This window comes from Achromobacter arsenitoxydans SY8 (assembly GCF_000236785.1).
In the GTDB taxonomy this organism is placed as follows: Bacteria; Pseudomonadota; Gammaproteobacteria; order Burkholderiales; family Burkholderiaceae_B; genus Achromobacter; species Achromobacter arsenitoxydans.
Genome location: NZ_AGUF01000021.1, coordinates 47,611 through 74,516, shown reverse-complemented (window position 1 = coordinate 74,516; position 26,906 = coordinate 47,611). Strand labels below are relative to the sequence as shown.

At 65.5% G+C, this 26,906-nt stretch carries 25 protein-coding genes; 14 read left to right on the top strand and 11 right to left on the bottom strand.

Annotation, left to right across the window (positions count from 1 at the left end):
* Nucleotides 1-80: 80 nt before the first annotated feature.
* The 7 genes from KYC_RS04575 to KYC_RS04545 all read left to right on the top strand — a co-directional run bounded on the left by KYC_RS04575 (nucleotide 81) and on the right by KYC_RS04545 (nucleotide 7,987).
* Nucleotides 81-653, top strand: a complete 573-nt coding sequence (locus KYC_RS04575) for a DUF3455 domain-containing protein (protein ID WP_008159303.1) — start codon at nucleotides 81-83, stop codon at nucleotides 651-653.
* A 23-nt stretch (nucleotides 654-676) separates the two neighbouring features.
* Nucleotides 677-1,297, top strand: a complete 621-nt coding sequence (locus KYC_RS04570; protein ID WP_008159300.1) for a sigma-70 family RNA polymerase sigma factor — start codon at nucleotides 677-679, stop codon at nucleotides 1,295-1,297.
* The gene (locus KYC_RS04565) at nucleotides 1,294-2,037 is read left to right on the top strand and encodes an anti-sigma factor (protein WP_008159297.1); all 744 of its coding nucleotides are present in this window, start codon (nucleotides 1,294-1,296) and stop codon (nucleotides 2,035-2,037) included. The genes KYC_RS04570 and KYC_RS04565 overlap by 4 nt, the downstream gene beginning before the upstream one ends.
* A 172-nt stretch (nucleotides 2,038-2,209) precedes the next feature.
* Complete coding sequence (locus KYC_RS04560) at nucleotides 2,210-2,920, top strand: ABC transporter ATP-binding protein (RefSeq protein ID WP_008159296.1); 711 nt, start codon at nucleotides 2,210-2,212, stop codon at nucleotides 2,918-2,920.
* On the top strand, nucleotides 2,917-4,305 hold the full coding sequence (locus KYC_RS04555; protein ID WP_008159294.1) for an ABC transporter permease subunit: 1,389 nt from the start codon (nucleotides 2,917-2,919) through the stop codon (nucleotides 4,303-4,305). The genes KYC_RS04560 and KYC_RS04555 overlap by 4 nt, the downstream gene beginning before the upstream one ends.
* Before the next feature lie 10 nt (nucleotides 4,306-4,315).
* A complete protein-coding gene (locus KYC_RS04550; protein WP_008159292.1) occupies nucleotides 4,316-5,776 on the top strand; it encodes an ABC transporter permease subunit in 1,461 nt (486 codons plus the stop codon).
* Between the two features lie 42 nt (nucleotides 5,777-5,818).
* A complete protein-coding gene (locus KYC_RS04545) occupies nucleotides 5,819-7,987 on the top strand; it encodes a TonB-dependent receptor (protein ID WP_008159290.1) in 2,169 nt (722 codons plus the stop codon).
* Nucleotides 7,988-8,042: 55 nt separating this feature from the next.
* Here KYC_RS04545 and KYC_RS04540 read toward each other — a convergent pair whose 3' ends face one another.
* From KYC_RS04540 to KYC_RS04520, 5 genes are all read right to left on the bottom strand, one after another.
* Nucleotides 8,043-9,362 carry an MFS transporter gene (locus KYC_RS04540; protein WP_008159288.1) on the bottom strand — a complete coding sequence of 440 codons (1,320 nt, stop codon included), beginning with the start codon at nucleotides 9,360-9,362 and terminating at the stop codon, nucleotides 8,043-8,045.
* Nucleotides 9,363-9,406: 44 nt separating this feature from the next.
* Nucleotides 9,407-9,880: a RidA family protein gene (locus tag KYC_RS04535; protein WP_008159286.1), complete on the bottom strand. Its 474-nt coding sequence runs from the start codon at nucleotides 9,878-9,880 to the stop codon at nucleotides 9,407-9,409.
* Nucleotides 9,877-10,944: a DUF4392 domain-containing protein gene (locus tag KYC_RS04530; RefSeq protein ID WP_008159283.1), complete on the bottom strand. Its 1,068-nt coding sequence runs from the start codon at nucleotides 10,942-10,944 to the stop codon at nucleotides 9,877-9,879. Before KYC_RS04530 ends, KYC_RS04535 begins: the two co-directional genes overlap by 4 nt.
* Nucleotides 10,945-10,950: 6 nt before the next feature.
* Nucleotides 10,951-11,949, bottom strand: a complete 999-nt coding sequence (locus KYC_RS04525) for a threonine ammonia-lyase (RefSeq protein ID WP_008159281.1) — start codon at nucleotides 11,947-11,949, stop codon at nucleotides 10,951-10,953.
* 190 nt (nucleotides 11,950-12,139) lie between these two features.
* Entirely contained in the window at nucleotides 12,140-13,069 is a 930-nt protein-coding gene (locus KYC_RS04520) for a LysR family transcriptional regulator (protein ID WP_008159278.1), read from the bottom strand.
* A 93-nt stretch (nucleotides 13,070-13,162) separates the two neighbouring features.
* Here KYC_RS04520 and KYC_RS04515 point away from each other — a divergent pair, with 93 nt between their 5' ends.
* From KYC_RS04515 to KYC_RS04500, 4 genes are all read left to right on the top strand, one after another.
* A complete protein-coding gene (locus tag KYC_RS04515) occupies nucleotides 13,163-14,143 on the top strand; it encodes a LysR substrate-binding domain-containing protein (RefSeq protein WP_081477987.1) in 981 nt (326 codons plus the stop codon).
* 125 nt (nucleotides 14,144-14,268) lie between these two features.
* The gene (locus tag KYC_RS04510) at nucleotides 14,269-15,246 is read left to right on the top strand and encodes a Bug family tripartite tricarboxylate transporter substrate binding protein (RefSeq protein ID WP_008159275.1); all 978 of its coding nucleotides are present in this window, start codon (nucleotides 14,269-14,271) and stop codon (nucleotides 15,244-15,246) included.
* Nucleotides 15,247-15,294: 48 nt separating this feature from the next.
* Nucleotides 15,295-16,581 carry a M28 family peptidase gene (locus tag KYC_RS04505; RefSeq protein ID WP_008159272.1) on the top strand — a complete coding sequence of 429 codons (1,287 nt, stop codon included), beginning with the start codon at nucleotides 15,295-15,297 and terminating at the stop codon, nucleotides 16,579-16,581.
* A gap of 88 nt (nucleotides 16,582-16,669) precedes the next feature.
* Entirely contained in the window at nucleotides 16,670-17,119 is a 450-nt protein-coding gene (locus KYC_RS04500) for a PA2169 family four-helix-bundle protein (RefSeq protein WP_008159269.1), read from the top strand.
* A gap of 58 nt (nucleotides 17,120-17,177) precedes the next feature.
* Here KYC_RS04500 and KYC_RS04495 read toward each other — a convergent pair whose 3' ends face one another.
* Nucleotides 17,178-17,813, bottom strand: coding sequence for a glycoside hydrolase family 19 protein (locus KYC_RS04495; protein WP_008159267.1), 636 nt, complete (start codon nucleotides 17,811-17,813; stop codon nucleotides 17,178-17,180).
* Between the two features lie 175 nt (nucleotides 17,814-17,988).
* Between KYC_RS04495 and thiM the strand changes: the two genes are divergently transcribed.
* From thiM to KYC_RS04485, 3 genes are all read left to right on the top strand, one after another.
* On the top strand, nucleotides 17,989-18,618 hold the full coding sequence (thiM, locus tag KYC_RS04490; RefSeq protein WP_337999268.1) for a hydroxyethylthiazole kinase: 630 nt from the start codon (nucleotides 17,989-17,991) through the stop codon (nucleotides 18,616-18,618).
* Nucleotides 18,618-18,851, top strand: a complete 234-nt coding sequence (locus KYC_RS30095; protein WP_337999267.1) for a hydroxyethylthiazole kinase — start codon at nucleotides 18,618-18,620, stop codon at nucleotides 18,849-18,851. The genes thiM and KYC_RS30095 overlap by 1 nt, the downstream gene beginning before the upstream one ends.
* Nucleotides 18,852-18,925: 74 nt before the next feature.
* Nucleotides 18,926-21,043, top strand: coding sequence for a 5'-nucleotidase C-terminal domain-containing protein (locus KYC_RS04485; protein ID WP_008159265.1), 2,118 nt, complete (start codon nucleotides 18,926-18,928; stop codon nucleotides 21,041-21,043).
* 40 nt (nucleotides 21,044-21,083) lie between these two features.
* Here the strand turns inward: KYC_RS04485 and KYC_RS04480 are convergent, their stop codons facing one another.
* The 5 genes from KYC_RS04480 to KYC_RS04460 are packed head-to-tail and all read right to left on the bottom strand — an operon-like array spanning nucleotide 21,084 to nucleotide 26,846.
* Nucleotides 21,084-21,842 (bottom strand): iron ABC transporter ATP-binding protein, encoded by a 759-nt coding sequence (locus KYC_RS04480; RefSeq protein WP_008159262.1) that lies wholly within the window; start codon nucleotides 21,840-21,842, stop codon nucleotides 21,084-21,086.
* Nucleotides 21,839-22,822: an iron chelate uptake ABC transporter family permease subunit gene (locus tag KYC_RS04475; protein WP_008159260.1), complete on the bottom strand. Its 984-nt coding sequence runs from the start codon at nucleotides 22,820-22,822 to the stop codon at nucleotides 21,839-21,841. Before KYC_RS04475 ends, KYC_RS04480 begins: the two co-directional genes overlap by 4 nt.
* Nucleotides 22,815-23,807, bottom strand: coding sequence for an ABC transporter permease (locus KYC_RS04470; protein WP_008159258.1), 993 nt, complete (start codon nucleotides 23,805-23,807; stop codon nucleotides 22,815-22,817). Before KYC_RS04470 ends, KYC_RS04475 begins: the two co-directional genes overlap by 8 nt.
* Nucleotides 23,808-23,838: 31 nt before the next feature.
* Nucleotides 23,839-24,780, bottom strand: coding sequence for a siderophore ABC transporter substrate-binding protein (locus KYC_RS04465; RefSeq protein WP_008159257.1), 942 nt, complete (start codon nucleotides 24,778-24,780; stop codon nucleotides 23,839-23,841).
* A gap of 44 nt (nucleotides 24,781-24,824) precedes the next feature.
* Nucleotides 24,825-26,846, bottom strand: a complete 2,022-nt coding sequence (locus KYC_RS04460; protein ID WP_008159255.1) for a ligand-gated channel protein — start codon at nucleotides 26,844-26,846, stop codon at nucleotides 24,825-24,827.
* Nucleotides 26,847-26,906: the final 60 nt, after the last annotated feature.

Here is a 26,906-nt window from a genome sequence, read left to right as displayed (position 1 = left end):
GGCGCGCTCGCGGGTAGTACCTGCAGCAGCACAAAAAACTGCTGATCAAGTCCTTCATCCTTCCCGTCTGGAGAACCGAAATGTCGACCATCCGAACTGCGCCCCGCCTCGCCGCCATCGCCACCGTTGCAGGAGCCGCGGCTCTGCTTGCCGCCTGCGGCTCGATGCACCCGCCCGCCAGCACCTTTTCGCAAGCTTCGCTGCCCGCCTCCATTCAGGTGCCGGCGGGTCACAAAGTCGCCTGGGAAACCGTGGGCAGCGGCGACATCACCTACGAATGCCGGGACAAGGCTGGCATGCCCGGGCAGACCGAATGGGTCTTCGTCGGCCCGCAAGCCGTGCTCAAGAGCCGCGCCGGCAAGCAGGTCGGCCGCTACTACGGCCCGCCCGCCACCTGGGAAGCCAACGATGGATCCAAGCTCACTGCGACGCAGGTCGCGATGGCGCCTTCCGGCCCCGGCAATCTGCCCTACCAACTGGTCAAGGCCAATCCGGCCATGGGCAGCGGCGACCTGGCGGGCGTGAGCTACATCCAGCGCGTGGCCCTGCAAGGCGGCGTGGCGCCGGCGGACAAGCCCTGCACCGCAGCGACCAAAGGCCAGAAAGCCATCGTGAAGTACCAGGCCGACTACATCTTCTGGAAGCCCATGTAAGTCTCCGGTGCGGCATGGATACAATGGGGAACGAAGTTCCAGCCACTTCCATTCCCCTGCCTCGATTCGTGCCGCCCACTCCCCCCGACGACGACGCTTTCGACCATGACGCCGCGCTTTTGGCCTGTGCGCAGGGCGACCGCGATGCGTTGCGGCGCATCTACGAGCGCGAATCGCGCTACCTGCTCGGCGTGGCCTTGCGCATCGTGCGTGACCGTGCAGCCGCGGAAGATGTGCTGCATGACGCCTTCGTGTCCATCTGGAGCCGTGCATCCAGCTTCGATGCCCGTCGTGGGGCCGGCAGGGGCTGGATCTACAGCGTGGTGCGGCATGCGGCGCTTAACCGGATGCGCGACGGCGTGCACGAGACAGTCCTGGACGAGCCGGCCGCGGCACACCATGAAACACAGGCGGCGCTCGCGGCATGGAGCGACAATGGCGACGAACTGACTCGGCAAGCTGCGCTGGGCCGATTGGGGCAGTGCCTCGAAGAGCTGGAGCCGACGCGTCGCGCCTGCGTGCTGCACGCGTACGTTGACGGTTGCACCCATGGCGAAATTGCGAAGCGGATGCAGGCGCCGCTGGGCACGGTAAAGGCCTGGATACAACGCGGGCTGCGCGCCTTGCGGGAATGCATGCAATGAGCGGCGATAACAACCCTGCACAGCCGATGGACGGCGGCTCCGACGACGACTTGCAGGCGCAGGCCGGCGAATATGTGCTGGGCACGCTTGATGCAGCCCAGCGCCGCGCTATCGAAGCCCGTCTGCCACACGAGCCGGCGTTGCGGGCCGCGATCGACGCGTGGGAGCGGCGGCTGCTGCCACTGACCACATTGGCGGAACCCATTGAACCCGCGCCCGGCCTCTGGACGCGCATCGCCGCCAGCATTGCTCCGGCGCGCCACGCCCAGCCGGTCCCCGCTCGCGGCCGCTGGTGGCATTGGGACAGCCTCGCGCTGTGGCGCGGCCTTGCTGGCGGCGGCTTCGCCGCCGCTGCCGCACTTGCGGCCACGCTGGTGTTGCGTGAAGCCGCTCCGCCCGCGCCTCCCCGCTATTTCGTGGTGCTTGCCGCGCCGCAGAACCAGGCGCCAGGCTGGCTGGTGCAGGCCCAGACCGAAGGGCGGCTGCGGCTCGTGCCGCTCGGCATTGACGTAGTGCCGGCCGACAAATCCCTGCAGTTCTGGACCAAGGCTGATAGCTGGAGCGCGCCGGTGTCCCTGGGCCTGGTCAAGCCAGGCGAAGCCATCGAGGTTCCAGTCGACCAGTTGCCGCCCTTGCAGCCCAACCAGTTGTTCGAGTTGACGCTGGAGCCTGCGGGCGGGTCTCCCATCGGGCGGCCGACAGGCCCGATTCAATTCATCGGACGGGCCGTCAAGATGTAAGGCATGTGATGCCCTGCGTCTGGCCACCGCCGCAGCGTAGCCCCCACATTGAGTAATGTTATAACATCACATACAATGCGCCGCTTACGACAGCAAGGCGTTCCACCGGCGGATCCGCCAGCCCTCCCTTGCCGTGTGCCCCCCGACATCTTCGGTAAAAGAAGGACTTGCAGTGCTCGAAGCCATCGGCCTGACCAAACGCTACGGCAACCAGATTGCGCTCCACCCGCTGGATTTGCGCATTGAGCCCGGCGAAATCTATTGCCTGCTGGGCGCCAATGGCGCCGGCAAGACCACCACCGTCAATCTGTTCCTGAACTTCATTGCCCCGGACGGCGGGCAGGCCCTGATCAATGGGCTGGATGTCACACGCGAACCGTTGGCCAGCAAACGCCATGTGGCGTACATCCCCGAACAGGTCAATCTCTACGGCACCCTCACCGGCCTGGAGAATCTGCGCTACTTCTCGGCGCTTGCGCTGGGTGAAGCGCCGTCGCGCGAGCGGCTGCTGGCCTTGCTGGCCGAGGTCGGACTCGACCCGGCCGCGGCGGACAAGCGTGTCGCGGCCTACTCCAAGGGCATGCGGCAAAAGGTGTGGATCGCGGTAGCCCTGGCTAAAAACGCCCGCGCGCTGCTGCTGGACGAGCCCACGTCCGGGCTGGACCCGTCCGCCGCCGAGGAATTCACCCGGCTTTTGCAGCGCGCCGCCAATCAGGGGGTGGCCATCCTCGCCACCACCCATGATCTCTTCCATGCGCGCCAGACCGCAACGCGCGTGGGCATCATGAAACGCGGCCGGCTGGTCGAAAGCCTGGACGCCAGGCAGATCGGCGATGTCGACCTGCAAGCCCTGTATCTGGCGCACATGAGGGCCGAAGCATGATCATGCTGGTCGCTTTCAAGGACCTGCGCGAGCGATTGCGCGATGGCCGCCTTTACTGGGCCGGCGGCATCGTCCTGATCCTGCTGATGACGGCGCTTGCCGTGGGCTACCAGCATCAGCGCGAGGCGCGCACGGAACAAGCCGCAGCCCAGAACAACGACTATCAGGACTGGCTGCGCCAGGACGCACGCCATCCGCATGACGCCGCCCACCAGGGCATGCATGTCTTCAAGCCCGATACCGCATTGGCGCTGCTGGACCCGGGCATCAATCCGTACATCGGCAGCACCATCTGGCTGCAGGCGCACCGCCAAAGCGAGGTGAAATTCCGGCCTGCGCAGGACGCCTCCGGCCTGCAGCGCTTCGGCGACCTGTCGGCTGCCTGGATTCTGCAGGCCCTGGGGCCCCTGCTCGTCATCGTGCTGGGGTTCAACGCCTTTTCCGGCGAGCGCGAACAAGGCATCCTGCGCCAGACATTGAGCCTGGGCGTGGCCCCGTGGCGCCTGCTCTGGGGCAAGGCCGCAGCGCTCGCGATCAGTCTGAGCCTGCTGCTCGTCCCGGCCGCGGCGGCAGCTATCGTGGCCACATGGCTTGCCGGCGGGCGGGGCGACGCGCTGTTGCGGTTCGGCATGCTGGCGGGCGGATACGCGATGTACCTCGCCACCTTCATCTTCATTACGCTTGGGGTTTCGGCGGCGGCGCGCTCGTCGCGCGTGGCCATTACCGTGCTGCTGGCCATTTGGATCGCCAACACAGTGATCGCACCGCGCGTCATGGCCGAACTGTCGCGCGGGCTCTACCCCAGCCCGACCCGGCTCGAGTTCAATCAGGCGCTGCAAGACGACCTCAAGGCGACCTCAGACCGCGTCTGGATGCAGGCCTTTGGCACCACCGAGCGCTGGAGCCGCGACGTGCCCTTGAATCAATGGGGCCTGGCGCTCAAGCTTGACGACCAGTCCAGTTATGTCGTTTACGACCGCCATTTTGGCCGGCTCTGGGACACCTGGCAGCATCAGCAGACTGTGCAGGAGTCGATGGGCTGGCTCATGCCGCTGCTGGCGGTGCGCGCGCTGTCCGCCGCCATGGCCGGCACCGACTTCGCCCACCACCGCAGCTTCACGACGGCAGCCGAACAGCAGCGCCGCGTGATCCAGGACATTGTCAGCGCCGACCTGGTGGCGCATGCCGATACGCTCGGCCACCAGCACTTCTCGTACCACGCCAGCCCCTCGCTGTGGGCGCGCGTGCCCCCCTTTCAGTATCAGCCTCCCACTGCCGGCTGGGCATTGCACCAGACGCGCCTGAGCCTGTTGATGCTGGGCGCTGCCTTGTTGCTGAGCCTGGCCTTCGCCTGGCGCGCAGTCGCCCGCCAGAAAGCGCTGTAGGAAACACCCGATGCACGATACGCAATTTCGCCGCTTTGGAATGGTCCTGCGGCACGAACTCCGCCTGCTGACGCGCGAGCGCGCGCTGTGGGTATGCGGCCTGCTGTTCCTGCTGCTGGTGGGATACGCGATCTTTAACGGCATGCTGCAGACCTCGCTGCGCGATCAGGCGCAGGCCGCGCTCATGCGCGCGGATGCGCAGAACCGCGCCAGCCAGTTGGCGCAGTTGAACCGCATCATGGACGGCACAGAAACGCCGACACCATTCGGCAATCCCGCAAGCCCCGCCAACATGGGCGGCGGGCTCGGCGCGCATTACGCCGTCATGCCCAGCCTTCCGCTGGCGCCGGTGGCGCTGGGCCAGACCGACCTGTTTCCGTCACAGTTCAAGGTGAGCTACGACAGCAAGGTCGACTTCATCCACAACAACGACATCGAGAACCCCTGGCACCTGCTCAGCGGGCATTTCGATCTGGCGTTCGTCGTGGTCTATCTATTGCCGCTCCTGATTTTCGCGCTTGGGCATAACCTGCTGTCGGGAGAGAAAGAAGATGGCACGTTGCGCTTGCTACTGTCGCAACCGTTATCGCTGGCGACTTTGATCGGCGGCAAAGTCGCCCTGCGCGCCCTGGTGCTGTTGACCGCGGCGGTGCTGGTGCCCGTGGCGGCCTTGCTGATCGCACGCCCACAGGCCCTGCAGGCAGCCGGCCCCACGCTGTGGTGGGCGCTGCTGGTCGGCGCCTACGCGCTGTTCTGGTTCGCCGCCGTGGTGGCCGTCAATGCCTTCGGCAAATCCTCGGCGGCCAACGCCATGATCCTGATGGTCAGCTGGGTCTTGCTGGTGCTAGTGGCGCCGGTACTCCTGAATCTGGCCGCCGCGTACTTCGACCCGGCGCCCTCCCGTGCCGAATTGGCCACCCGCACCCGTGTGGCCACCGCGCTGGCCATGCGCGACCACGCCGCCCTGCTCTCGACCGACTATGAACACATGGACAAGCCCGATGCGTTGATCCCGCGCGACGGGTACCTCAAGATCTCCGGCCGCCCGCTGGGCCATGCGCGTGTCGAACGCCAGGTGGACGCCGCCATGCAACCCGAACTGGACCGCTTCGACGCGCAGATGGTGCGCCAACAAGCGCGTATCGCCCGGTACAGCTTTCTGTCGCCGGCGGCGGCCGCCTTTGAAGGCATCACCGCGCGGGCCGGCACTGGCCAACGCCGCCACGCCCACTTCATGCGGCAGATCGACGTTTACCACCTGGCATGGAAGGATTTTTTCCTGCCCCGTATCGAGGCCAGCCGCGCCATTTCGCCCGAGGACTTCCCACGCATACCGGTCTTCCACTGGCAGGAAGAGGATCCCGCCGCCGTTCGCCATCGGGCCTTGCGCTCGCTCGTGCAACTGCTGGCGCCCACGGCGCTGCTGCTGGCCCTGGCGTGCTGGCGCCTGCGCCGCTACCGCGTGGTCTAACAACTTATTCCTCCTCCTTCATCGAAACATCCGGAAAGCATCATGAGAAGAGTCGTCACCACCGCTGCGTTTGCGGCCTGCACCGCCGTGCCCGTCGCACAGGCCCAGGAAGCGGAAATGCCGTCCATACGGGTGGAGGCCGCCAGCGAAGACGATAGCCTGCACCTGGACAGCACCAGCGGCAGCGCATCACGGTTGGGTCTGACGATCCGCGAAACACCCGCATCGGTCGAGATCCTGACGCAGCAGACACTCCGCGAGCGTGGCGCAACCACGCTCAGCGAAGCATTGCGCGGCGCCACGGGTCTGGCCGGCGGCGGTCCGCCATCCTCGCCCACCACGCTGTCTTCGCGCGGCTTCACCGACATTCTTTATCTCTATGACGGCTTGCGCATGTCGGGGGCCGGCACCAACAACCGGGTGCAGGACACCTGGAACTATGAGCGCATCGAAGTCCTGAAAGGCCCTGCGTCCGTGCTGCAGGGCGACAGCGCCATCGGCGGCATCGTGAACTTCCAGACCAAGCGTCCCGACCGCGACAATCCCTCGCGCGAAGCCATGTTCTCCTATGGCAGCTATGGCAACATACGCGCCGGCATCGGCCTGGGCGACAACTTCGGCGAAACCGGCGCCTACCGCATCGACTACAGCCACAACGACAGCCGCGTCGGCACCATCGACCGCAACAGCAATAAGCTCGACCACCTGACCACCGGCGTCGCCTTCGACGTGGCGCCGCGGACGCGCCTGGACCTTTCTTTCGATTACTCGCGCGACACCGGCCACGCCTACTGGGGTACGCCGCTAATTCCGCGCAGTCTGGCCAAGGATCCCACCGGCGTCGTCAGCACTCCGGACGGACGCGTGCTTGATCGCGCCCTGGCCGGCAACAACTACAACGTGCTCAATGATCGCAACGAAGCCGAAGCCTATTGGTGGCGGGCACGGGTCACGCACCAGCTCTCGTCGTCCTGGACGCTGCGCAACGAGTTGGCGATGAACAAGGTCGACCGCCTCTGGAAGAATTCCGAATCGGCCACTTTCAGCGCGCCCGATTCGGTCGACCGCGACCAAACGCTGATCACGCACAACCAGCGCTACTTGATCAATCGCTTCGACGCCACGCACACCGGCACGCTGGGCGGCCTGTCGAACAAGTTCGTGATCGGCGGCGAGCTCAGCAAGACCTCGCTGGACAACAAACGGCGCTTCTCGAACCGTTCGGCCAGCACCGCCGATGCGCTGCGCGTGTCGCTATGGAATCCCGATGTAGGCTACTACAACGACGATCCTGCACTGATGAGCGGACCGGGAAACCGAACCAACTACTCAAGCGATGTCCGCGGCGCCGCGCTGTTTCTGGAGGATGCGCTCAAGCTGACCGACCGCTGGACCGTGGTGGGCGGCTACCGCTATGACCGCATCCATGTCGATCGCGGCGTCACCGACCTGAACGCGGGCACCCATTCTTCTTTCAGCACCCGCTACAACGCGAATTCGGTCCGACTGGGCACGGTATTCGACGTCACGCCCTCCTCCTCCATCTACGCGCAATACACCAACGCCACCATTCCCGTGGGATCGTTGTTCCTGCTGTCAGAGGCGAATTCCTCGTTCCCGCTTGCAAAAGGGGAACAATGGGAGGCAGGTTTCAAGCAGACCCTGGGCGATGTGGAATGGACCGCTGCCGTCTATCACATCAAACTCGAGAACGTGCTGACGCGCGACGCCAACGACCCGCGCGTGACGGTCAACAACGGCCGCCAGTCATCCCGCGGCGTGGAACTGTCGGCCGACTGGCGTATCACCCCGCAACTGACAGTCTCGGGCAACATCGCCGCGCTGAATGCCAGGTACGATTCGCTGACCGAAGCCGACGGCACGTCCAGGATAGGAAACACGCCGCCGAACGTCCCCGAACGAGTCGCCAATCTTTACGCGACTTACCGCCTCAAGGATGTGCCCATGGACCTGTTCGTCGGGCTGAATCACACGGGGAAGATGTACACGGATAGCGCCAACCAGATCCGCATCAACGGACACACCACCGTGGATGCGGCCATCAGCTACCGTTTGCAGCCGGCGGTCATCACGTTCCGCGTTCGCAATCTGACCGACAAGCTTTACGCCTACTACGGCGGACGCGCCACCAGCCAGGTGTTGCTGGCGCCTGGCCGCACTTATGAACTGGGAGCGACGTTCTATTTCTGACGGGCACGCAGGACCATCAACGCGCCGCAGCGCATGATGCGCTGCGGCTGGCTGATCAGCGGTTCACCAGCTTCTTGGGTAGCGTTAGCGTTAGCGCCGCACCGACAAGCGCCACGCAGGCAATGAAAATGACGCCGTTATCAGTGCTGCCGGTCATGTCCTTCACCACGCCCACCACATAGGGGCTGACGAATCCACCCAGACCGCCAAAGCAGTTGATCATTGCCACCCCCGCCGCCATGCCCACGCCCGACAGGAACAGGCCCGGGATCGTGAACAGCATCGACGTCGTGCTGTACGCGCCAACGGCGGCAATCGTAAGCGACAGTAGCGCCAGGCCCATGGAGCCATGGAACCAGACACTGCCGATCAGACCGACGCACACGCACGTGAACGGCCCCACCAGATGCCAGCGGCGCTCACGCATGCGATCAGAACTGCGGCCGATCAGGTACATCACCACAAACGCAGCGGTGAACGGCACTGCCGTGTACAGCCCCACGTGCATCACATCGCCCACGTTGAGCTGCTGCACCAGCGTGGGCAACCAGAAGGAAACGCCGTAAGAGCAGATGGCCGAGCAAAAGCAGATGCTCGTCATCTTCCACACGCGACGATCTTTCAACGTAGCCGCAAGCGACGCCGTGGACTTGTCGTGGCGAGTGAGGTCCCGCTCCGCTTCCAGCTCGCCTTCGACCAATTCCCGCTCTTCCTTGGTGAGCCAGCCGGCTACGGCCGGGCTGTCGGCCAGGTACTTCAAGCACAGCAAGCCCAGCAGCAGCGAAGGCACGGCCTCAATGATGAACATCCATTGCCAGCCCGCCAGCGAATGCGCGCCATGTCCCCATTCGATGATGGCGCCCGACAGCGGAGCGCCGATCATGCCCGACAACGGCACCGCCCCCACGAACAGCGCCACCATCTTCGCGCGCTTGTTTGCCGGGAACCAGTACGTCAGATAAAGGATCACACCCGGATAAAACCCTGCCTCGGCCGCGCCCAGCAGGAAGCGCAACACATAGAACTGCGTTGGCGTTTCGACAAAGGCGAAGCAGGCGGAAATGATGCCCCACAGAATCATGATGCGCGAGATTGTCTTCTTTGCGCCGATGCGCATCATCAGCAGATTGCTTGGCACCTCGAAAATCAGATAGCCGATGAAGAACAATCCCGCGCCCAGGCCGTAGACCGCATCGCTGAAGCCCAGATCATTGAGCATATGCAGTTTGGCGAAACCGATATTGATGCGGTCGAGGTACGCAGCCACGTAGCACAGCATGAGAAACGGCATGATGTGCAGCGCCACCTTGCGGTAGACGGCGTTGCGGTCTGGCGCCTGCCCCGCATAAGCGGGGGAATTCAGGGTTGCTTGCACGGTTTTTTCCCCTTGAGGATGTCAGGCGGTGGTCCCGCCCTGAATCATGGTTTGAGTTGGAAGATAGCTTCGACTTCGACCGCCATGCCCGTAGGCAGCGACGAGGCGCCGGTGGCGATACGCGCATGCCGCCCGCGATCGCCCAGAACGGCCGACAGCAGATCCGATGCGCCATCAAGCACCTTCGAATGGGCGTCGAAGTCCTCGGCGCAATTGACCACGCCGGCAAGGCGCACCGCGCCTGCGACACGGGCCAGATCGTCGCCGCAGGCATGGGCCAGATGGCCGAGCACATTAAGCGCGCACAGCGCCGCGGCTTCCCGGCCCGCTTCGACACTGAGGTCGCGGCCCACCTTGCCCGAAAACTCCAGGACACCGTTGCGCCGAGGCGCCTGTCCCGCCACAAACAGCAGGTCGCCAGCGCGGACGGCAGGCACGTAACTGCCCCGCGGCGGATTGGCAGCCGGAAGCGACAGGCCAAGTTCGGCCAAACGACCCGAGATCGTGTTTGCGCTCATTTCAATTGCCTCCAGTCGCCCTGGTGCCCCTGCCAATTGATGGAGTGGCCCAGCGCACGCATCACACTGCCCCGCAACGCGCGCACCATGCCCGCATACTCCTGCATCGCAATGCCGTCATGGGCCGGCTCGGGCGCCATGAACATGCCGTCCACGCCGCCGCTGGCCACGCACAGTTCGGTACTGCGGGTTTCGAGCTCGGGCTCGTGGAAAACGACGGGGTTCTCCAGCAGCGCGGACAGTGCCGCCACCACCCCGGTGGCGCCGAAGTTCGATATGTTGGATACCACCAGCCAATCGGCGGCCGTAACCGCCGCGACCCCGCCGCGGCCCGGCGTGCCCGTATCAGCCGCCTTCGGCGAGAAGCGCGGCAAATCCTCGGCAATGACGCCCATGCCCAATTCATTGCCCCCGTCGCCGATGCCAATGAACGGAATCGCCGCCGCCTTGACCTTCTCGAACAGGTAATCCAGGTTGGCCACCAGCCCGTCCAGCGGGCGCCCGCCCAGACCGTGATACAGGCCCTTCGCATTGCGCCCCGGGCGCTCGATGGCGATCGCCGCGCACGGGCGCGTTACCGTCACCAGGGCGTCGCAGATCGCATGCGCGCCGCGATCATCCTTGGGCACCGTCTTTATATACACGGGCCGCAGGAAATCGAATGGCTTGATGACGCCGTCCTCGGGAAATGGCATCGGAGCCAAGCCTGCGCCTCGGCAGGTGGCGATCATCATGTCTTCCCAGTCCTCGTCAATGACGATCACGGTCTCGCGCCGCAACCCAAGGAAAAATGCGCGCGCCATCAGGGCCGCGCCGATCGGACCATCAGTCTCGGGCGCGCCGCCTCCTTCCGGAAAGCCGGTTGCGATCAGGATCGGTCCGGTGCTTTCCTGCGCCGCCTTGTGCAGCCGCTCGGCGGCGCCCATGCAGGCATAGCCAGGCTGGCGCGATTGCAGCGCTTCATAGAGATTGCCGATGAGGCCCACGCCGGTGTAATCGACGCGCATAAAGTCGTCGATGGTGCGGGCAACGCGATGGTAGGTTTTGGAGTCAGAATTCAGCATGATGGGTCAGGCGTTCAGCGCCTCAATGAAAACGGAGGTATCGACGTTGCCGCCGCTCAGCACCACGGCAACGGTCTTGTCAGCCAGATCGAGCTTGCGTGCCAGCACGGCAGCCAGCGGGACCGCTCCGCCGGGTTCCACGACCAGGCGCAGATGCTGGTATGCGGCTTTCATGGCGCGTCGCACGTCGTCGTCGCTTACCACCAGGCTTCCCGCAAGCAGATGCAGGTTGATCGGGAACGTCAGCTTGCCGGGCCTGACCACTTGCAGCGCATCGCAGATCGACGTTGCGCCCGGAGCGTTGCTTTCGGGCTGGCCCGATGCCAAAGACCGCGCCAATTCATCGAAGCCTTCCGGCTCGCCGGCGTACACCGCCGTGGAAGGTGACAGCGACTTGACCGCCGTGGCCACGCCTGCAACCAGTCCGCCGCCGCTGGACGCCGCGATCACCGCGTCAAGCGTCGCCCCCATGTCGCGGGCCTGCTCAATGATCTCCAGCCCGACGGTGCCCTGGCCCGCCATGATGTCGGGGTCGTCGTACGGAGGCACGATTACGGCGCCGGTGCGGCCTGCTATCTCGGCGCCGATTGCCTCGCGGTCGTCCTTCTGGCGGTCGTAGAGCACGACTTCGGCGCCGTTGGCGCGCGCGCCTTCGATTTTTGCCCGGGGCGCGTCAGCCGGCATGATGATGGATGCGGGAATGCCCAGCTTGCGCGCCACCAGCGAGGTAGCCAGCGCATGGTTTCCGGACGAAAACGCCACCACGCCGGCGCGCTTCTGTGCGTCGCTCAGTTGCAGCAGGCGATTGACGGCGCCGCGGAACTTGAATGCGCCGGCTTGCTGCAGCGATTCGGCCTTTACGAGAATACGTGCGCCGGCCAGCTCATTGAGCGACGCGCTTTCCAGCAAAGGGGTGCGCACGATGTGCGATCGGATACGTTCATGCGCCTGCTGCACATCACCGAGCGTGACGGCGAAAGCGGCGCTGGAGGTTGCGGAATTCAAAGCTGCTCCTGGCTGATTGCGACATTGCGCAGCCATTACAGCTTGGGCGTTTGATAACGACCAATCCTATGTTTGGATCGAAATCAATAAGATCACCTTATGATTGAACGATCCTCCCGGCAGAGCCTTGCTCGCGTGGCGAACTAAGCATGTGGCAATCAGGGAAACCACTGATAGTGACTGGCCGGCGCTAGCCCGCTGGCGCACGAGGGGATCTGCGGCGTCGGCGGTGGCCCAAGGTCGAAGCGCGCGCGATCTCGCCCGCAAGCTCGGACAGCGCCTCCTTGGTCTGCTGGTCGCTTCCAGGCGCGTAGGCCACTGCGAAAGACAAATCGCGCAGCTGCATCTGCGCCTGACGGACCTTCAATCGCCCCTGCTCGACTTCCTTGAGCACGGCCAATCGAGGCACGACGCACACGCCATAGCCATCTTCGGCCATGCGGACGATGGTCGAGAGGGACCAGTTCGTGAATATCCGGGGCGCGCCATGTTCGGGCGTGGTCAGCTCTCTGTGCAAAAACGTATAGGGATAGGTCCGCTTGGGAAACGTGATCAACGGATGCCGCGCCACCGCGTCGTTCGACAGGGGCTCCTTGCCCACCTTCAGCGACGGCGCGGAAAGAAAATTGAGCTCGTAGCTGCAAAGCGGCCTCTCGATCAGCTCGTCGTCGTTCAATGGCCCCAGCAGAAACGCCATGTCCAACCCGCCTGACTTCAACTCCTCGCGCAGGGTGGGCGTAATGTCCACGACGAAGTCGATGATCACGTTGGGATAGCGCTTGCGGCACTGCTCCAGAAACTCCACCAGCCACGTGTGGACAATGGTCTCGGCCACCCCCAGGCGTATCACACCGCTGATCGCTTGCTCCTCCGCGACCTTCAGCATCATCTCGGCGTGCAACGCCATGAAGCGCTCGGCATATCCATACAGGACCCGGCCCTTCGCCGTGAGCTTCACCGCGCGCGAGTTTCGATCCAGGGCTTTGATGCCCAGCTCTTTCTCCAACGACGCAATCCGCTGGGAGACGGCCGGCTGAGTGGTGTGCAGTTTCGCGGCGGCTTTGTTGAAGCTGCTGAAATTGACCACCCAGTAAAAGACCTCGAGGCTCTTGAAATTCATATGCTTTCGGCGTCGGCAAGGGTTTCGGCGTAACGGGACATTGTGAACTACCGCGGGCCTGATTGGCCATCGCAGCGCATTGAACTCGATAGAATGTTGATCCGACATACGCCCGGACAACACCCCGGCAACACCAGCTTCCCCGCCCCCATGAAAGGCACCCGCAACTCCCTATCTTCCCTGCGCATCTTCCTCACCGCCGCTGAAACCCTGAACTTCAGCCGCGCGGCCGAAGCCCTGAACCTGACGCAAAGCGCGGTCAGCAAGCACGTCGCCGCGCTTGAAGACCGCCTGGGCACGGCCCTGTTCAAGCGCATGCCGACCGGCCTGCGACTGACCTACGCCGGCGCCCTGTACCTGGAACGCATCAGCGCGGCGGTGCGCCTCATCGACGAGGCGGACGCGCTGGTCGCCAATCCCGCCTCGCGCGTGGCGCTGAACGTTGCGGTGTCTCCGTCCTTCGCGCAGTTCTTCCTCTTGCCCAGGCTGTCCGAATTCTTCGAGTCGCACCCCGAGATCCGCGTCAACATCCGCCCGCGCCTCTTGCACGGACGCGACCGCTCGGAACGGTTCGATGCGGAGATCCAGCTCCATACGGGCTACGTTTCGGGCATGAGCGCGCAGTATCTTTGCGGCCGCGAAATGACGCTGGTCGCCGCGCCGTCGCTGCTGGCGCGCCATCCCGTCAATGCCGTGGAAGACATTGCCCAACTGCCCCTGCTCAAGCGCGCGCAGCGCGGCTATGGCTGGGACGAATGGCGCGCCGACGTCGCGCCGCTATGGTCCGGACCGGCTGCCACCGCGGCGGAATATGAAGGCTTTTCGATTCTGCTGCCCGCCGTGCTGAACGGGTTGGGCGCGGGCATCATGCCCTTGTGCATGGTGCTGGACCCGCTCAAGTCCGGTCAGTTGGTCCGCCCCTTCGGAGAGACGGTCGAAGGCCGCTACGGCTACCACCTGATGCAGCCGCGCCCCAATGTCGGTGGGCCCTATTGCCAGGCCTTCTGCGACTGGGTCATCGCGCAGGGCCAGGAACTCAATGCCCGGACGCGAAGCTACGCAGGGCTGGCTTAATCGTCTCGGCACCCCTGCTGCATCGGTATTCCAGATTGGAATATCCCATGCGCATACTTCCTTTGCCCGGCGCGGCGGCCGCCACCACAATGACGTGAAATTTCTCATGGATCATCAGAAAAATCATGTTCAAGTGGAAAAAACTCATGGCCGCCCTGGCCGCCCCCGCGCTCCTGGCAGCCGCGCAAACGGCGTCGGCCGCCTATCCCGATAAGCCCGTCAAGATTGTCGTGCCCTACTCGGCCGGCGGCAGTTCCGACGTGGTCGCCCGCGCCATCAGCGACCAGCTTGCCGCGCAACTCGGCCAGTCCGTCATCGTCGAGAACCGCGCTGGCGCGGGCTCGATGCTGGGCACCGCTTACGTGGCCACCGAAGCGCCCGATGGCTATACGCTGCTGCTGGCCGACGTGCCGTTCACCATCGTCCCAGCGCTTTACAAAGACCGCGTGAAGTACGACGCGAAGAAGGATTTTGCGCCCATCACGCTGCTGGGCCTGTCGCCCACCTATCTGTTCGTCAATCCAAAATTCGAGGCGCAGGACGTCAAGTCCCTGGTGGCCGCAGCCTCCGCCAAGCCGGACACGATTTCCATCGGTTCCGGCGGCAACGGCTCCCTGACCCATCTGATGGCCGAGCTGTTCATGCTGACCACGCAGACCAAGCTTGCGCATATCCCGTACAAGGGCGCGTCCGCCTCGGTCAACGATCTGGCCGGCGGCCAGATCCAGGCCAGCTTCACCACCATGCCCACCGCCGTGGCGTTGTATCAGGGCGGCAAGATCAAGCCGCTGGCCGTGTCGTCCCCCACGCGCCAGGCGGATACGCCCGATGTGCCGACGTTCCAGGAACTGGGCTACTCCGGCCTGACGGTGCAGAGCTGGTGGGGCCTGGTGGCGCCGGCTGGCACGCCCGACGACGTGCAGAAAAAGCTGGCGGACGCGATGGCCAAGGTCATGCAGTCCGACGCCGTCAAGCAACGGCTGTCCAGCGTGGGCATGAATCTGCCGCCCGACACCAGCGCCGCCGCCCTGAAGGCCCTGCTGGCGCAGGACTTCGCGCGCTGGGCCGACGTCGTGCAGCGCGCCAATATCACTTTCGAATAACAGACCTAGGCGCGCCGCGCGCATCGCAGCGCGGCGCCGGAGACAACGATGACATCCTGGCAACAGGCGGCCGCCAAAGACACGGCCCTGATGAATGATTTTCAAGCCATCTGCGGCTTTGGCGGACGCCTGTCCGGCTCCGGGCAGGACGAGGCGGCCATGGCGTGGGCGCTGGAGCGCCTGCGCGAGGTCGGCCCCGACGTGCGCCGGGTGGCCGTGCCCTATGACGGCTGGCGCTGTCTCTCCAGCAGCCTGACCTTGCTGGGCGACACGCCCCTGAGCCTGGATTGCGTGCCCCTGCTGCGCTCCGCGTCCACCGACGCCGCGGGTCTGGAAGGCGTCGTCCTGGATTTGGGCGCCGGCCGCCAGGAAGACTTCGACCGCGCGGGCGACGCGGTGCGCGGCAAGATCGTGCTGGTGCGCCACGAGTATCCGTTTTCCCAAGGCCACCTGCACCGCCGCCGCAAGTACGACATGGCGGTGGCCCGGGGCGCGGCCGCGTTCCTGATCGCCAATACGCTGCCCGGCGCCGGCCCCTTGTCCGGTTCGTCGGGACGGCCGCGCGACGGCGCGGGCATTCCGGCGGCCTATATCGACCATGAAGGCGCGCAGGCATTGGCCGCGCAGCCCGGCGCCCGCGTGCGCCTGCAGATCCAGGGGGAAGAGCTGCGGGACTCCATGGCCTGCGCCGGCATCCTCGACCTGCCCGGCGGGCGGGACAGCCGGATCGTCATCAGCGCGCACATGGACGGCCATCACCTGGGCAACAGCGCGCTGGACAACGCCACAGGCGTCGCCGTCGCGCTGGCGGCGGCGCGCATCCTGGCGGGATCCGTGGGACCGGACACGCCGGGGCTGCGCGTGTGCTTCTTCACCGCCGAGGAATGGGCGCTGGCGGGGTCGGCGCGATACCTGGCCGACATGCCCGCTGCGGAACGCCGCGACTTGAAGCTCAACATCAATCTGGACACCGTAGCGGGCGACGACACGCTGTGCGCGCTGATCAGCCAGTACCCTGCCCTGGCGGGCGTGGTGGACAGGACCGCAGAGCGGGCAGGCGTGCCCGTGTCGCACTGGCTGCCCTTCATGCCCAACTCGGACCATGCCAATTTCGCCAAGCACGGCATACCCGCGCTGCGCCTGGTGGCGGGATTTGAAAAGCCCGAATCGCGCGTGCGTCACATCCTTTCCCGCGGCGACGTCCCGGACATCATCCTGGAAAGCGAAATGCGCAATGCCCTGGCCGTGACCTGCGCGATGGCGTCGCTGGCCCTGAGCATGTCGGATCATGAACTGGACGCCCTGAAGTCCGGATCGACCTGCCCCGGCATCTAGGAGGCTAAGGTCAGGCACGCTACATGCTGAGTCTTCCATTCGACAGGCGGCACACGCCGCCTGGTGGATGAAATCCCAGGAGACCGATATGGCAGACCATGTAATCAAGGTGCTGAACGACCTCATCGAAACCTCAAAGGACGGCGAAAAGGGCTTCGCCGCCGCTGCCGACGACACCAAGACCGCGGAATTGCAAGAACTCTTCCGGAACCGCGCCCGCGACTGCGGCACGGGCGCCGCGGAGTTGCAGGCGCTGGTGAGCCAATTGGGCGGCAAGCCGGAAGACAGCGGCACCGTGTCCGGCGCCATGCACCGGGGCTGGACCAACATAAAGGCGGCCGTCGCCAGCCGCACGGACCTTGTCCTGCTCGAAGAATGCGAGCGCGGCGAGGACGTGGCCAAGGCGGCCTACTCCAAGGCCCTGAAAGACATGCTGCCTGAGAACGTGCGCGCGGTCGTCGAGCGCCAGTATCAAGGCGTGCTGCGCAATCACGACCAGATCCGCGACCTGCGGGACCGGTACCGGGCCGCGACTTAAGCGTCCTGGCGCTGATGCGGCAAGGCGCGCGCCCGCAACGGGCGCGCGCTGCACATCGTTATCGCACCAATTCCGCGTAGACCCGCTTGAACAGCTCAAAGCGGTCTTTCAATCCCACCACGCCTCCGTTGATGCGGCGCGTAATCCGGGAAAAATCCTCAAGATCGTCATCATGGGTCCGGTCATCGGCAAGCTCATTCAGCCCGCGCGACTGCCAGAACCATCCCGCACTGAGCGCGGCCCATTTGGGCTCGGCCAGCAATTCGGGGGTAGAGATCAAGTCCACGCCCATGGCTTCCCCCGCGGAATCGTAGTTGCTGCGGCCGGTCAGCTGGATGATGCCCCTGCCCCGGAAACGGTAGCCGTCATCGCTCTGCGCATCGCCATTGCCCATCCGGTTCGCATACACCATATTGGCAAGCCTCTGCGGATTGTTCACATACGGCATGGCGGACGCTTCGTTCGGGAATCGCCTGGGCCAAACCCTGGTCAGCCGCGCCGCGGTCGTGTAATTGAGGTTTTCTTCAAGCCGGTTGTACTGGCCTGATTCATAGCCGGTCTGGGCGAGAAAGCTCGCGATCCGGTCCGGAGTTTCGATTTCGTATTTCTGAAATGCCGGCGCAAGCGCATCCACCCATACCGCGGGAGCTTTGCAGTTGGGAAAGATGCGCTGGAGCTGATCGGGACTCAGCATAATGTTCCCCCGTCGCAGAATCGGCCGCTCCAGGCCCGCGGCCAAGCCAAATAGCATCGGACAAGCAAAATACTCAACAAAGCAAGTTTTGAGCCATCCGCATCGTTCGCTAATACCCAATTTTGGGTATGCGGCGCTTGACACCCGTTCGATCCGTGCGGACCATACCCCATCCATGACGCACACCACCCTCCAAGCCCTAGCCCAGCACTCGCAAGTCCTCCTGGCCGCCCTGCGCCGCGACGCGCCCCTGGTGCAGTGCCTGACCAATTTCGTCTCCATGAACTACGCCGCCAACGCCGTGCTGGCAATTGGCGCATCGCCCGCCATGGTGCACGCCGAGCAGGAAGCGCCCGAATTCGCGCGGATCGCCGGCGCAGTCGTGATCAACATCGGCACCCTCTCCGTTCCCTGGCTGGACAGCATGGTCTTGACAGCCGAATCGGCCGGACAGGCGGGTAGGCCTTGGGTACTGGACCCGGTCGCGCATCACGCCACGGCTTTCCGCCGAGACGCCATCCAGCGGCTGCTGGACCTGAAGCCGGCAATCATCCGCGGCAACGCGTCGGAGATCATCGCGCTGGCCGGCGGCCAGAGCGCCGGGCAAGGCGTCGATGCGCGCGACGCCGTGGCGCAGGCGGAACAGTCGGCCCGCGACATCGCCGTGCGCCGTCAGACGGTGGTGGCGGTAACCGGTGAAGTCGATTTCGTGACGGATGGCGTGCGCGCCGTCCGCATCGGCGGCGGTTCACCGCTGATGCGGATGGCGTGCGCGCCGTCCGCATCGGCGGCGGTTCACCGCTGATGCCGCGCGTCACGGCGACCGGCTGCGCGCTGAGCGCCGTCGTGGGCGCCTTTGCCGCCGTGTCCAAGGACGATCCATACGCCGCCTCGGTGGCCGCCCTCTCCTGCTTCGGCATCGCGGGCCAGCGCGCCGCCGCGCAGTCCGAAGGACCGGGATCGTTCGCGTGGCGTTTCCTGGACGCCCTGGCGGCGCTGGAACCCGATAGCCTGACGCGGGAATCGCCGCTACGTTGATCCCGCCCCGCCCGTGTCACGGGTAAGTCACACTCCGTCCCCAAAATTCTTCCGTTCAACACGGAGGAAAGACGGTGAAGCCACACGTACGCAAGATTTTCGCTCTGACCGCCAGCTTCGCGCTGGTGGCCGGCCTGTCCGCCTGCGGCGGCGACGACGATGACGACGACGCCACGCCCGAGACGCCGCCCGCGGCCAGCATTCCCCAGGGAACCACGCTGGACCTGGCCATCCTGGCCACGACCGACCTGCACGCCAATGTGCTGGGCTATGACTACTACAAGCTGGCCGAGGACAAGAGCTATGGCGTGGACCGCACGGCCACGCTGATCGCCAATGCGCGCAAGCAGAACGCGAACACGCTGCTGTTCGACAACGGCGACACGATCCAGGGCACCGCGCTGTCGGACTACCAGGCGCTGGTGTCGCCGGTGCAGTGTTCCGGCATGATCGCCATCTACAAGCAGATGAAGCTGCTGTCGTACGACGCGGCGACGATGGGCAATCACGAGTTCAACTACGGCCTGCCCTTCCTGTCGCAGATCACCAATGTGGACTTCGGGCTGGCCGGCATCGGCAAGGGCACGGCACAGACCAACCCCGCCGGCGCCAAGGACTGCGCGGCGCCGGAATTCCCCTTCGTGTCCGCCAACGTCGTTTCGGCCGCCACCAAGCAGCCGATCTTCAAGCCCTGGGTAGTGCTGGACCGGACATTCAAGGCCACGGACGCCAGCGGCAATGCCATCGACGTGCCGCTCAAGGTCGGCGTGATCGGCTTCGCGCCGCCCCCCATCATGCAGTGGGACAAGGCCAATCTGGAAGGCCACGTCGAAGTGGCGGGCTGGAAGGAATCCGCGGCGCGCTATGTGCCGGAAATGAAGGCGGCGGGTGCAGACCTGGTCGTGGCGTTGGCGCACGGCGGCATCGACCTGGCGACGGCCTACAGCCCCGACATGGAGAACGGCGCGGGCTACCTGAGCCAGGTGCCCGGCATCGACGCGCTGATCACCGGCCACCAGCACCTCCTGTTCCCCGACACGAACGCCAAGTCGCAATTCGTGGGACAGCCGGGGATCGAACTTGAAAAAGGCCTGATCAATGGCGTGCCCGCGGTGCAAGCCGGTCAGTGGGGCAACAATCTGGGGCAGATCACGCTGAAGCTGGCGTACGACCAGGGCTGGCAGGTGCGCAAGGACGCCACCCAGGTGCAGCGCATCTCAACGCGCCTGACGGCGCAGAGCGGCTCCACGCCGGCTACCTACGTGGAACCGGACGCCGCCGTGCAACAGCTGGTGCAGGCCGAGCACGCCGCCACCATCGACTACGTCAAGACGCCGATCGGCCAGAGCCAGTTCGACATGGCCACCTACTACGCACTGGCGGGCGACGTATCCGCGCTGCAGGTGGTGAACATGGCGCAGATCGACTACCTGACCGACTACATCGCGAAGAACAGCCCGTCCTACGCGGGTCTGCCCATTCTGTCGGCCGCCGCGCCCTTCAAGGGCGGCCGCAACGGTCCCGGCGACTTCACCTACGTGCAGCAGGGCAACATCGCCATCAACAACGCCGCCGATCTTTACCTGTACCCCAACACCCTGCAGGTGGTGCGGGTCAGCGGCGACATTGTGCGCCAATGGCTAGAGAAGACGGCGGAACAGTTCAAGCAGATCGACCCCGCCCAGGTCGCGCCGCAGGACCTGATCGACACCAGCTTCCCGACGTTCAACTTCGACGTGCTCTATGCGGCGGGCAACGCCCTGCAGTATGAGATCGACGTGACCCAGCCCAAGGGCTCGCGGATCACGGCGCTGACATACAACGGCGCGCCGCTGGACCTGACCGCGCAATTCCTGGTCGTGACCAACAACTACCGCGCCAGCGGCGGCGGCGACTTCCCCGGCCTGGCCGGCGGCAAGGGCGACATCGTGCTGCAGGCCCCGGACGCAAGCCGCGACGTGCTGATCAGCTACATCAAGAAGAACCCCACGCTGGACCTGGCGACCTACGGCCTGGACCGGAGCTGGCGCTTCAAGCAGCTGGGCGCGCTGGCGGGCCCGGTGGTGTTCGCGTCGGTTCCAGGCACCCTGGCGATGGCCGCGGCGCATGGCGTGAACAATGTCTCGGTTTACGACGCCACGCCGGACGCCACGACGCAGTTGTCGCGCTACGCGCTCGATCTGAGCCTGTAGGGCGGCCGATCCGGCGGGGGTCCTGCAATGGGGCGCCCGCCTAGCGGTAATACACGCAGATGCGTTTGCCGCCGATCTCATGCACGTCGATCGGCAGCTCGTAAAGCTCGCTCAGCACGTCCGGCCGGATCAGCTCGGCCGGCGTGCCGTGGCGGGCGATGCGCCCCTGCCGCATCGCGACGATGCGGTCCGCGTAGCTGGACGCGAAGTTGATGTCGTGCAGCACCAGCACCACCGTCTTGCCCAGTTCGTCCGCCGCGCGGCGCAGCGTGCCCATCATCGCGACCGCGTGCTTCATGTCCAGGCTGTTCAGCGGTTCGTCCAGCAGGACGTAGCGCGTGTCCTGGCACAGCACCATGGCCACAAAGGCGCGCTGACGCTGGCCGCCGGACATCTCGTCCAGGTAGCGGTCGGCAAGCGGCTCCAGGTTCAGGTAGGCGATGGCCTGGTCGATATGCGCCTTGTCGTCCAGGATCAGGCGTCCCCCCGTGTGCGGATAGCGCCCGAACGCCACCAGGTCCTTCACCGTCAGCCGCAGCGGCAGATGGTTGTCCTGGCGCAGGATGGACAGGCGGCGCGCCAGCTCGCGGCTGTCGGCGCGCGTCACGTCCAGCCCCTCCACCAGAACCCGGCCCGCGCTCATCGGCAACAGCCGGCTGACCATGGACAGCAGCGTGGACTTGCCCGCGCCGTTGGGGCCAATGATGGCGGTGACGCCGCCCGCAGGCAGGTCGAGGCTGACGTCGTCAATCACGACCGCATCGCCGTATTGCTTGCTGACGTTCTGGATTTCTATCATCGGCGCCCCCTGCGCAGGATCAGGACGAGGAACATCACGCCGCCCACGAATTCAATCACCACGCTGACCGTGGTGTTCAGCCCCAGCAGGCGCTCCAGCAGCGTCTGGCCGCCCACCAGGAAGATGACGCTCAGCAGCGTCGCGGCCGGCACCGTGTATCTGTGCCTGTCGGAACCCATGGCGTGATACGCCAGGTTGCTGACCAGCAGGCCGAAGAAGGTGACGGGGCCGACCAGCGCCGTGGATACGGACACCAACACCGCGATAGCGGCCAGGGTCAGCATCAGCGTGCGCCGGTAGTCCACGCCCAGGTTGACGGAGATTTCCCGGCCCAGCGCCAGCACGTCGTAGCGGCGCCGCATCCGCCAAATCAGCAGCGACGCGGCGCACACCGCCGCCAGCGCGATCGGCAGCAGCCCCACGCGCACCGTATTGAAGCTGGCGAACATGCGGTCCTGAAGCACCAGGAACTCGTTCGGGTCGATCAGGCGCACCACGAAATTCGACAGGCTGCGGAACAGCAGGCCGAAGATGATGCCCACCAGCATCATCAGGTGCAGGCTGCGCACGGCGTCGGAAAACAGCCAGCGGAACAAGAGGCAGGCGAACGCCGTCATGGCGCACACCTCCAGCAGGAACGCGGCGACCGGATGGCTGTTGCTGGCCGCCGCCTGCCCGAAGCCAAACACCACCACCGCCTGGATCAGCAGGTACAGCGCGTCGAAACCCATGATGGCGGGCGTCAGGATGCGGTTGTGCGTGATGGTCTGGAACAATACGGACGACACCGCCACTGCGTAGGCCACCAGCAGCATGGCCAGGAGCTTGCCGCCCCGGAACGGAATCACGAACGACCACTGGCCGTTCGCGCCCAGCGTCATGAAGGCGGTCGCGCAGGCCAGCGCGGCAAGCGCCAGCAGGGCCAGGCGCCACGCCTGCGGCGACCGCACGGCCGGCAAGAAAAGCGATTGCTCAGCCAAGGCGGTTCCTCCGCGTGCGCAGCAGCCACAGGAACAGGATGCTGCCCAGCACGCCCACGACGGTGCCGATGGGAATTTCATACGGGTGGATGACCAGCCGGCCGATGATGTCGCAGGCCAGCACGAACACCCCGCCCAGCGCCGCCACCCAGGGAATGGCCCGGCGCATGTTGTCGCCCAGCACCAGGCTGACCGCGTTGGGCACGATCAGCCCCAGGAAGGGAATGCCGCCCGCGGTCACGACGACCACAGCGGAAATGGCGGAGACGATCAGCAGGCCCACCAGCGTCAGCCGCGCGTGGTTCAGGCCCAGGTTGGACGCAAACTCGCGGCCCATGCCGGCCACGGTATAGCGGTCGGCGGCCACATAGGCCGCGCAGGCCAGGCCGAAACCGATCCACAGCAGTTCGTAGCGGCCGCGCAGCACACCGGAAAAGTCGCCGGTGGTCCAGGCGTGCAGCGACTGCAGCAGGTCAAAGCGATACGCAAAAAACGTCGTGACGGCGTGGATCACGCCGCCCAGGATCAGCCCGATCAGCGGCACGATGAACGGCGTGCGCAGCGGCACGCGGCGCAGCAGCGCCAGGAACAGCAAGGTGCCGGCCAGGGCAAAGCCCGTGGCGGTCAGCATCTTGCCGATCACCGGCGTGTCGGGCGCCAGCAGCGTAACGACCAGGATGCCCAGCGTGGCGGATTCGACGGTGCCGGCGGTCGTGGGCTCCACAAAGCGGTTGCGCACCAGCATCTGCATGATCAGGCCCGCCACCGCCAGCGCCATGCCCGCCAGCAGCAAGGCCAGCGTCCGCGGAATGCGGCTCACCATCAGCAGGCGCCAGGCGCGCTCGGCTTCCTCGCCCCCGCTCCAGAGCGCGGACCAGGGCATTTGTCCCGCACCCACGCTGACACTGGCCGCGCACAGCAGCAGCAACAAGGCCAGCACCGCGGCCAGGCCGCCCCAACCACCGATCGTCCGCCGCCAATTCACCGGCGGCCCTTCCACGCAACCCGCATACCGCCTACTTTCCCTGCGCCAGCGCCGCGGCGATCTGATCCACGTTCTGCTGCATGGCCGTCAGCCCGGCGCTGCCCAGCAGATACCAGTTGAAGCCGTTCAGGTAGACCACGCGATTGTTCTTCCACGCCTTGGTCGGGCGCACCAGTTCGTTGTCCAGCATGCGCTGGGCCGACACGCCCTCGCGGCCGATGGCGGCATCGCGGTCGATGACGAACAGCCAGTCCGGGTCGGTCTGGGCGATGAACTCGAACGAGATCGCCTGGCCGTGATTCGACACGTTCAGGCCGGTGGCGGCAGGCTTGACGCCAAACGCGTCATGAATAACACCGAAGCGCGAGCCCGGACCATAGGCGCTCATCTTGCCGCCCGTGGTCAGCACGATCAGCGCATTGCCCGCATTGGCGGCCTTGGCCTTCAGGGACGCGATGGACGCATCCAGCGCGTCCAGCTTTTCCTTGGCCTGCGCCTGCTTGCCATAGATGGCCGCCAGCGTCTCCGTGTTGCGCTTGACGCTGCCCACCAGATCCTTGGCGTTGACGGTCAGGTCAACCGTGGGCGCCAGCTTGGACAGTTCGTCATACTTGGGCGCGGAACGGCCCGCCACGAAAATGAGCTGCGGCGCGGCGGCGTGGATCACTTCGTAGTTGGGCTCGAACATCGTGCCCGCCTTCAGGTAACGCTGATCCGCGTACTGGCTCAGCTGCGGCGGCAGCTTGGCGGCGCTGGGCACGCCCACCGGATCCACGCCCAGGGTGTGCAGCGTGTCCAGTACGGCCAGGTCCAGCACCACCGTCTTGGACGGATTGACCGGCACGGCGGTCTCGCCGCGCGCGTGCTTGACCGGCATCGTGGCCTGCGCGGCGCACACGGCGGACGCCGCGCCCAGGATCAGGGCGGCGCCGGCGCGGACCGCCCAACGACATGCTTGCTTGGAATTCGTCATTCAAATCCTCTCTGTTGCGGGCGCCCGAAGGCGCCCCGTCTTCATCAGAACTTCACGCCCACGCCCAGCCAGTAGCGGCGGCCGTCTTCGACATAGCCGAAGTCGTCGTAGGCGACCTGTTTGTCGAACAGGTTGTAAATGCCGGCATAGACCGACACCGTCTTGTTCACGGCGTACGATCCGCCCAGATCCACGAAGGTATAGGACGGCGCCACCACCGCATCCGACGACGGACCCGTGACGGGCTGGCTTTCGCGGCCGCGGAAATTGACGCGCGCCCACGCCTGCAGCGCGTCGGACGGCTGCCAGTTCACCGTGGTGGTGAACAGGTGCTTGGGCAGCTGGTTCAGCGGCTCGCCCTTGTACTGGCCGGACTTCTGCTCGGACTTGGTGAACGTATAGCTGCTGGTCATGGACCAGTCGGCCGACAGCGGCAGCTTCAGGCTGGCTTCGACGCCGCGCGACACGGCCTTGTCCACGTTCATGTACGTGGTCGGGTTCGAGCCAAATTGGTTGGGGCCGTCCGTGCACTGCGACAGCGGGCAAGCCACGCGCGTGATCTTGTCCTTGAAGTCGTTGTTGAAGAGCGTCAGGCCGGCGTTCAGGCCCGCGCCGTCGTCATAGATCAGCCCGATTTCCTGGGTGACCGACTTTTCGGGCGTCAGGTCCGGGTTGCCGTACATGTTGCCGCCGCGGCTGGTCTGCCCCCAGCCGGCCACCGTCTGGCGCAGGTCGGGCGCGCGAAAGCCCGTGGAGACGCCGCCCTTCAGGGTCCAGCGTTCGGCCATGTGCCACACGCCGTACAGGCGCGGGCTGAAGTGGTTGCCGAAGTTCTCGTCTTCGTCCATGCGCAGGCCGGCCGTGACCGCGAAGCTCTCGGCCAGGCGCCATTCGTCTTCGGCGAACAGCGCCCACTGATACCGCTCCACCTTGTTCGGGCCACCGGCAAGCTGGTTGCCGGTCTGGTCGTTCAGCCGCTGGTTGAGATAGCTGCCGCCCAGCGTCAGCATGTGCGAACCCAGCGGCAGGGACCAGGAGGTCTGCAAGTCCAGGTTCTTGATCTTCATCTGGCGCGAGCGGTTGTCGAACTCTTCCTGCTGTATATAGCTGTCCGACACGCCCCAGCCCCAGCGCCCGGTGTGCGACAGCGCCCATTTGCCGCTGCGGTAGTCGGTCTCGGACGAAGCGGGGCAGCCCGTGCGCGGGCATGACGTGCCCGGAGGCAGCGGCTCGACGGTCTTGCCCAGGGTGTCCTGGAACTTCTGGCGCATCGTCGTCGCTTCCAGCACGATGTCGTGATCGCGGTTGGGCGTCAGCGCCAGCTTGGCGGTCACGCTTTCGGCGTTGCGCTTGCGATAGCCGTTGTAGATGTTGTCTTCGTCGCGCTGCGTGGCCTGGCCGTAGATCTGCAGGCCCAGCAGGTCGTTCTTGATCGGGCCGGCCAGGTAGAAGTTGCCCTGATAGATGTCGCCCGACTTACTGCTTTCCTGGATGGTCGTATCCATGCGGATCTCGCCATGCCACTGGTCCGGGACCTTGCGCGTGATGATGTTGATCACCCCGCCCATGGCGTCCGACCCATACAGCGACGACATCGGGCCGCGCACCACTTCGATGCGCTCGATGGCCGACAGCGGCGGCGTCCAGCCGCCCTCCACGCCCGTCGAATCCGAATTGGTGCGGGTTTCGCGGGAACTCTGGCGCTTGCCGTCGATCAGGATCAGCGTGTATTTCGGGCCCATGCCGCGCAGGCTGATGTCCTGGCGGTCGCCGCCGCCCGTCACGATGACGCCCGGCACTTCCACCAGCGCGTCGTTCAGGTCGCGGTAGAACTTCTTGTCCAGGTCTTCGCGGGTGATAACGCTGATCGACGCGGGCGCATCGCGGATTTGCTGCTCGAACCCGCTTGCCGTCACCACCACGGTGTCCATCGTCCGCGTGGTGTCCGCCTGCTGCGCCCAGACAGCCGCGGGCGCCATGCCCAGACCCGCGGCGCACAAGGCGGCGGCCAATTGCGTGCGCGACGCCACGATGCGCTGGCCAGCGGCCAGATCTTTCCTGCTCATGATTCCGACTACTCCCGTCCCCGGATAGCGCCCCGCCCCACGCGCGGCGCCGCTCCGGCT

What these genes read in the sequence shown, in the direction of transcription:
- KYC_RS04460 (WP_008159255.1), bottom strand. Translation starts at nt 26,846, where the DNA reads ATGAGCAGGAAAGATCTGGCCGCTGGCCAGCGCATCGTGGCGTCGCGC.
- KYC_RS04505 (WP_008159272.1), top strand. Translation starts at nt 15,295, where the DNA reads ATGACATCCTGGCAACAGGCGGCCGCCAAAGACACGGCCCTGATGAAT.
- KYC_RS04515 (WP_081477987.1), top strand. Translation starts at nt 13,163, where the DNA reads ATGTTGATCCGACATACGCCCGGACAACACCCCGGCAACACCAGCTTC.
- KYC_RS04480 (WP_008159262.1), bottom strand. Translation starts at nt 21,842, where the DNA reads ATGATAGAAATCCAGAACGTCAGCAAGCAATACGGCGATGCGGTCGTG.
- KYC_RS04545 (WP_008159290.1), top strand. Translation starts at nt 5,819, where the DNA reads ATGAGAAGAGTCGTCACCACCGCTGCGTTTGCGGCCTGCACCGCCGTG.
- KYC_RS04500 (WP_008159269.1), top strand. Translation starts at nt 16,670, where the DNA reads ATGGCAGACCATGTAATCAAGGTGCTGAACGACCTCATCGAAACCTCA.
- KYC_RS04550 (WP_008159292.1), top strand. Translation starts at nt 4,316, where the DNA reads ATGCACGATACGCAATTTCGCCGCTTTGGAATGGTCCTGCGGCACGAA.
- KYC_RS04465 (WP_008159257.1), bottom strand. Translation starts at nt 24,780, where the DNA reads ATGACGAATTCCAAGCAAGCATGTCGTTGGGCGGTCCGCGCCGGCGCC.
- KYC_RS04570 (WP_008159300.1), top strand. Translation starts at nt 677, where the DNA reads ATGGGGAACGAAGTTCCAGCCACTTCCATTCCCCTGCCTCGATTCGTG.
- KYC_RS04565 (WP_008159297.1), top strand. Translation starts at nt 1,294, where the DNA reads ATGAGCGGCGATAACAACCCTGCACAGCCGATGGACGGCGGCTCCGAC.
- KYC_RS04520 (WP_008159278.1), bottom strand. Translation starts at nt 13,069, where the DNA reads ATGAATTTCAAGAGCCTCGAGGTCTTTTACTGGGTGGTCAATTTCAGC.
- KYC_RS04555 (WP_008159294.1), top strand. Translation starts at nt 2,917, where the DNA reads ATGATCATGCTGGTCGCTTTCAAGGACCTGCGCGAGCGATTGCGCGAT.
- KYC_RS04535 (WP_008159286.1), bottom strand. Translation starts at nt 9,880, where the DNA reads ATGAGCGCAAACACGATCTCGGGTCGTTTGGCCGAACTTGGCCTGTCG.
- KYC_RS04530 (WP_008159283.1), bottom strand. Translation starts at nt 10,944, where the DNA reads ATGCTGAATTCTGACTCCAAAACCTACCATCGCGTTGCCCGCACCATC.
- KYC_RS04575 (WP_008159303.1), top strand. Translation starts at nt 81, where the DNA reads ATGTCGACCATCCGAACTGCGCCCCGCCTCGCCGCCATCGCCACCGTT.
- KYC_RS04495 (WP_008159267.1), bottom strand. Translation starts at nt 17,813, where the DNA reads ATGCTGAGTCCCGATCAGCTCCAGCGCATCTTTCCCAACTGCAAAGCT.
- KYC_RS04510 (WP_008159275.1), top strand. Translation starts at nt 14,269, where the DNA reads ATGTTCAAGTGGAAAAAACTCATGGCCGCCCTGGCCGCCCCCGCGCTC.
- thiM (WP_337999268.1), top strand. Translation starts at nt 17,989, where the DNA reads ATGACGCACACCACCCTCCAAGCCCTAGCCCAGCACTCGCAAGTCCTC.
- KYC_RS30095 (WP_337999267.1), top strand. Translation starts at nt 18,618, where the DNA reads ATGCCGCGCGTCACGGCGACCGGCTGCGCGCTGAGCGCCGTCGTGGGC.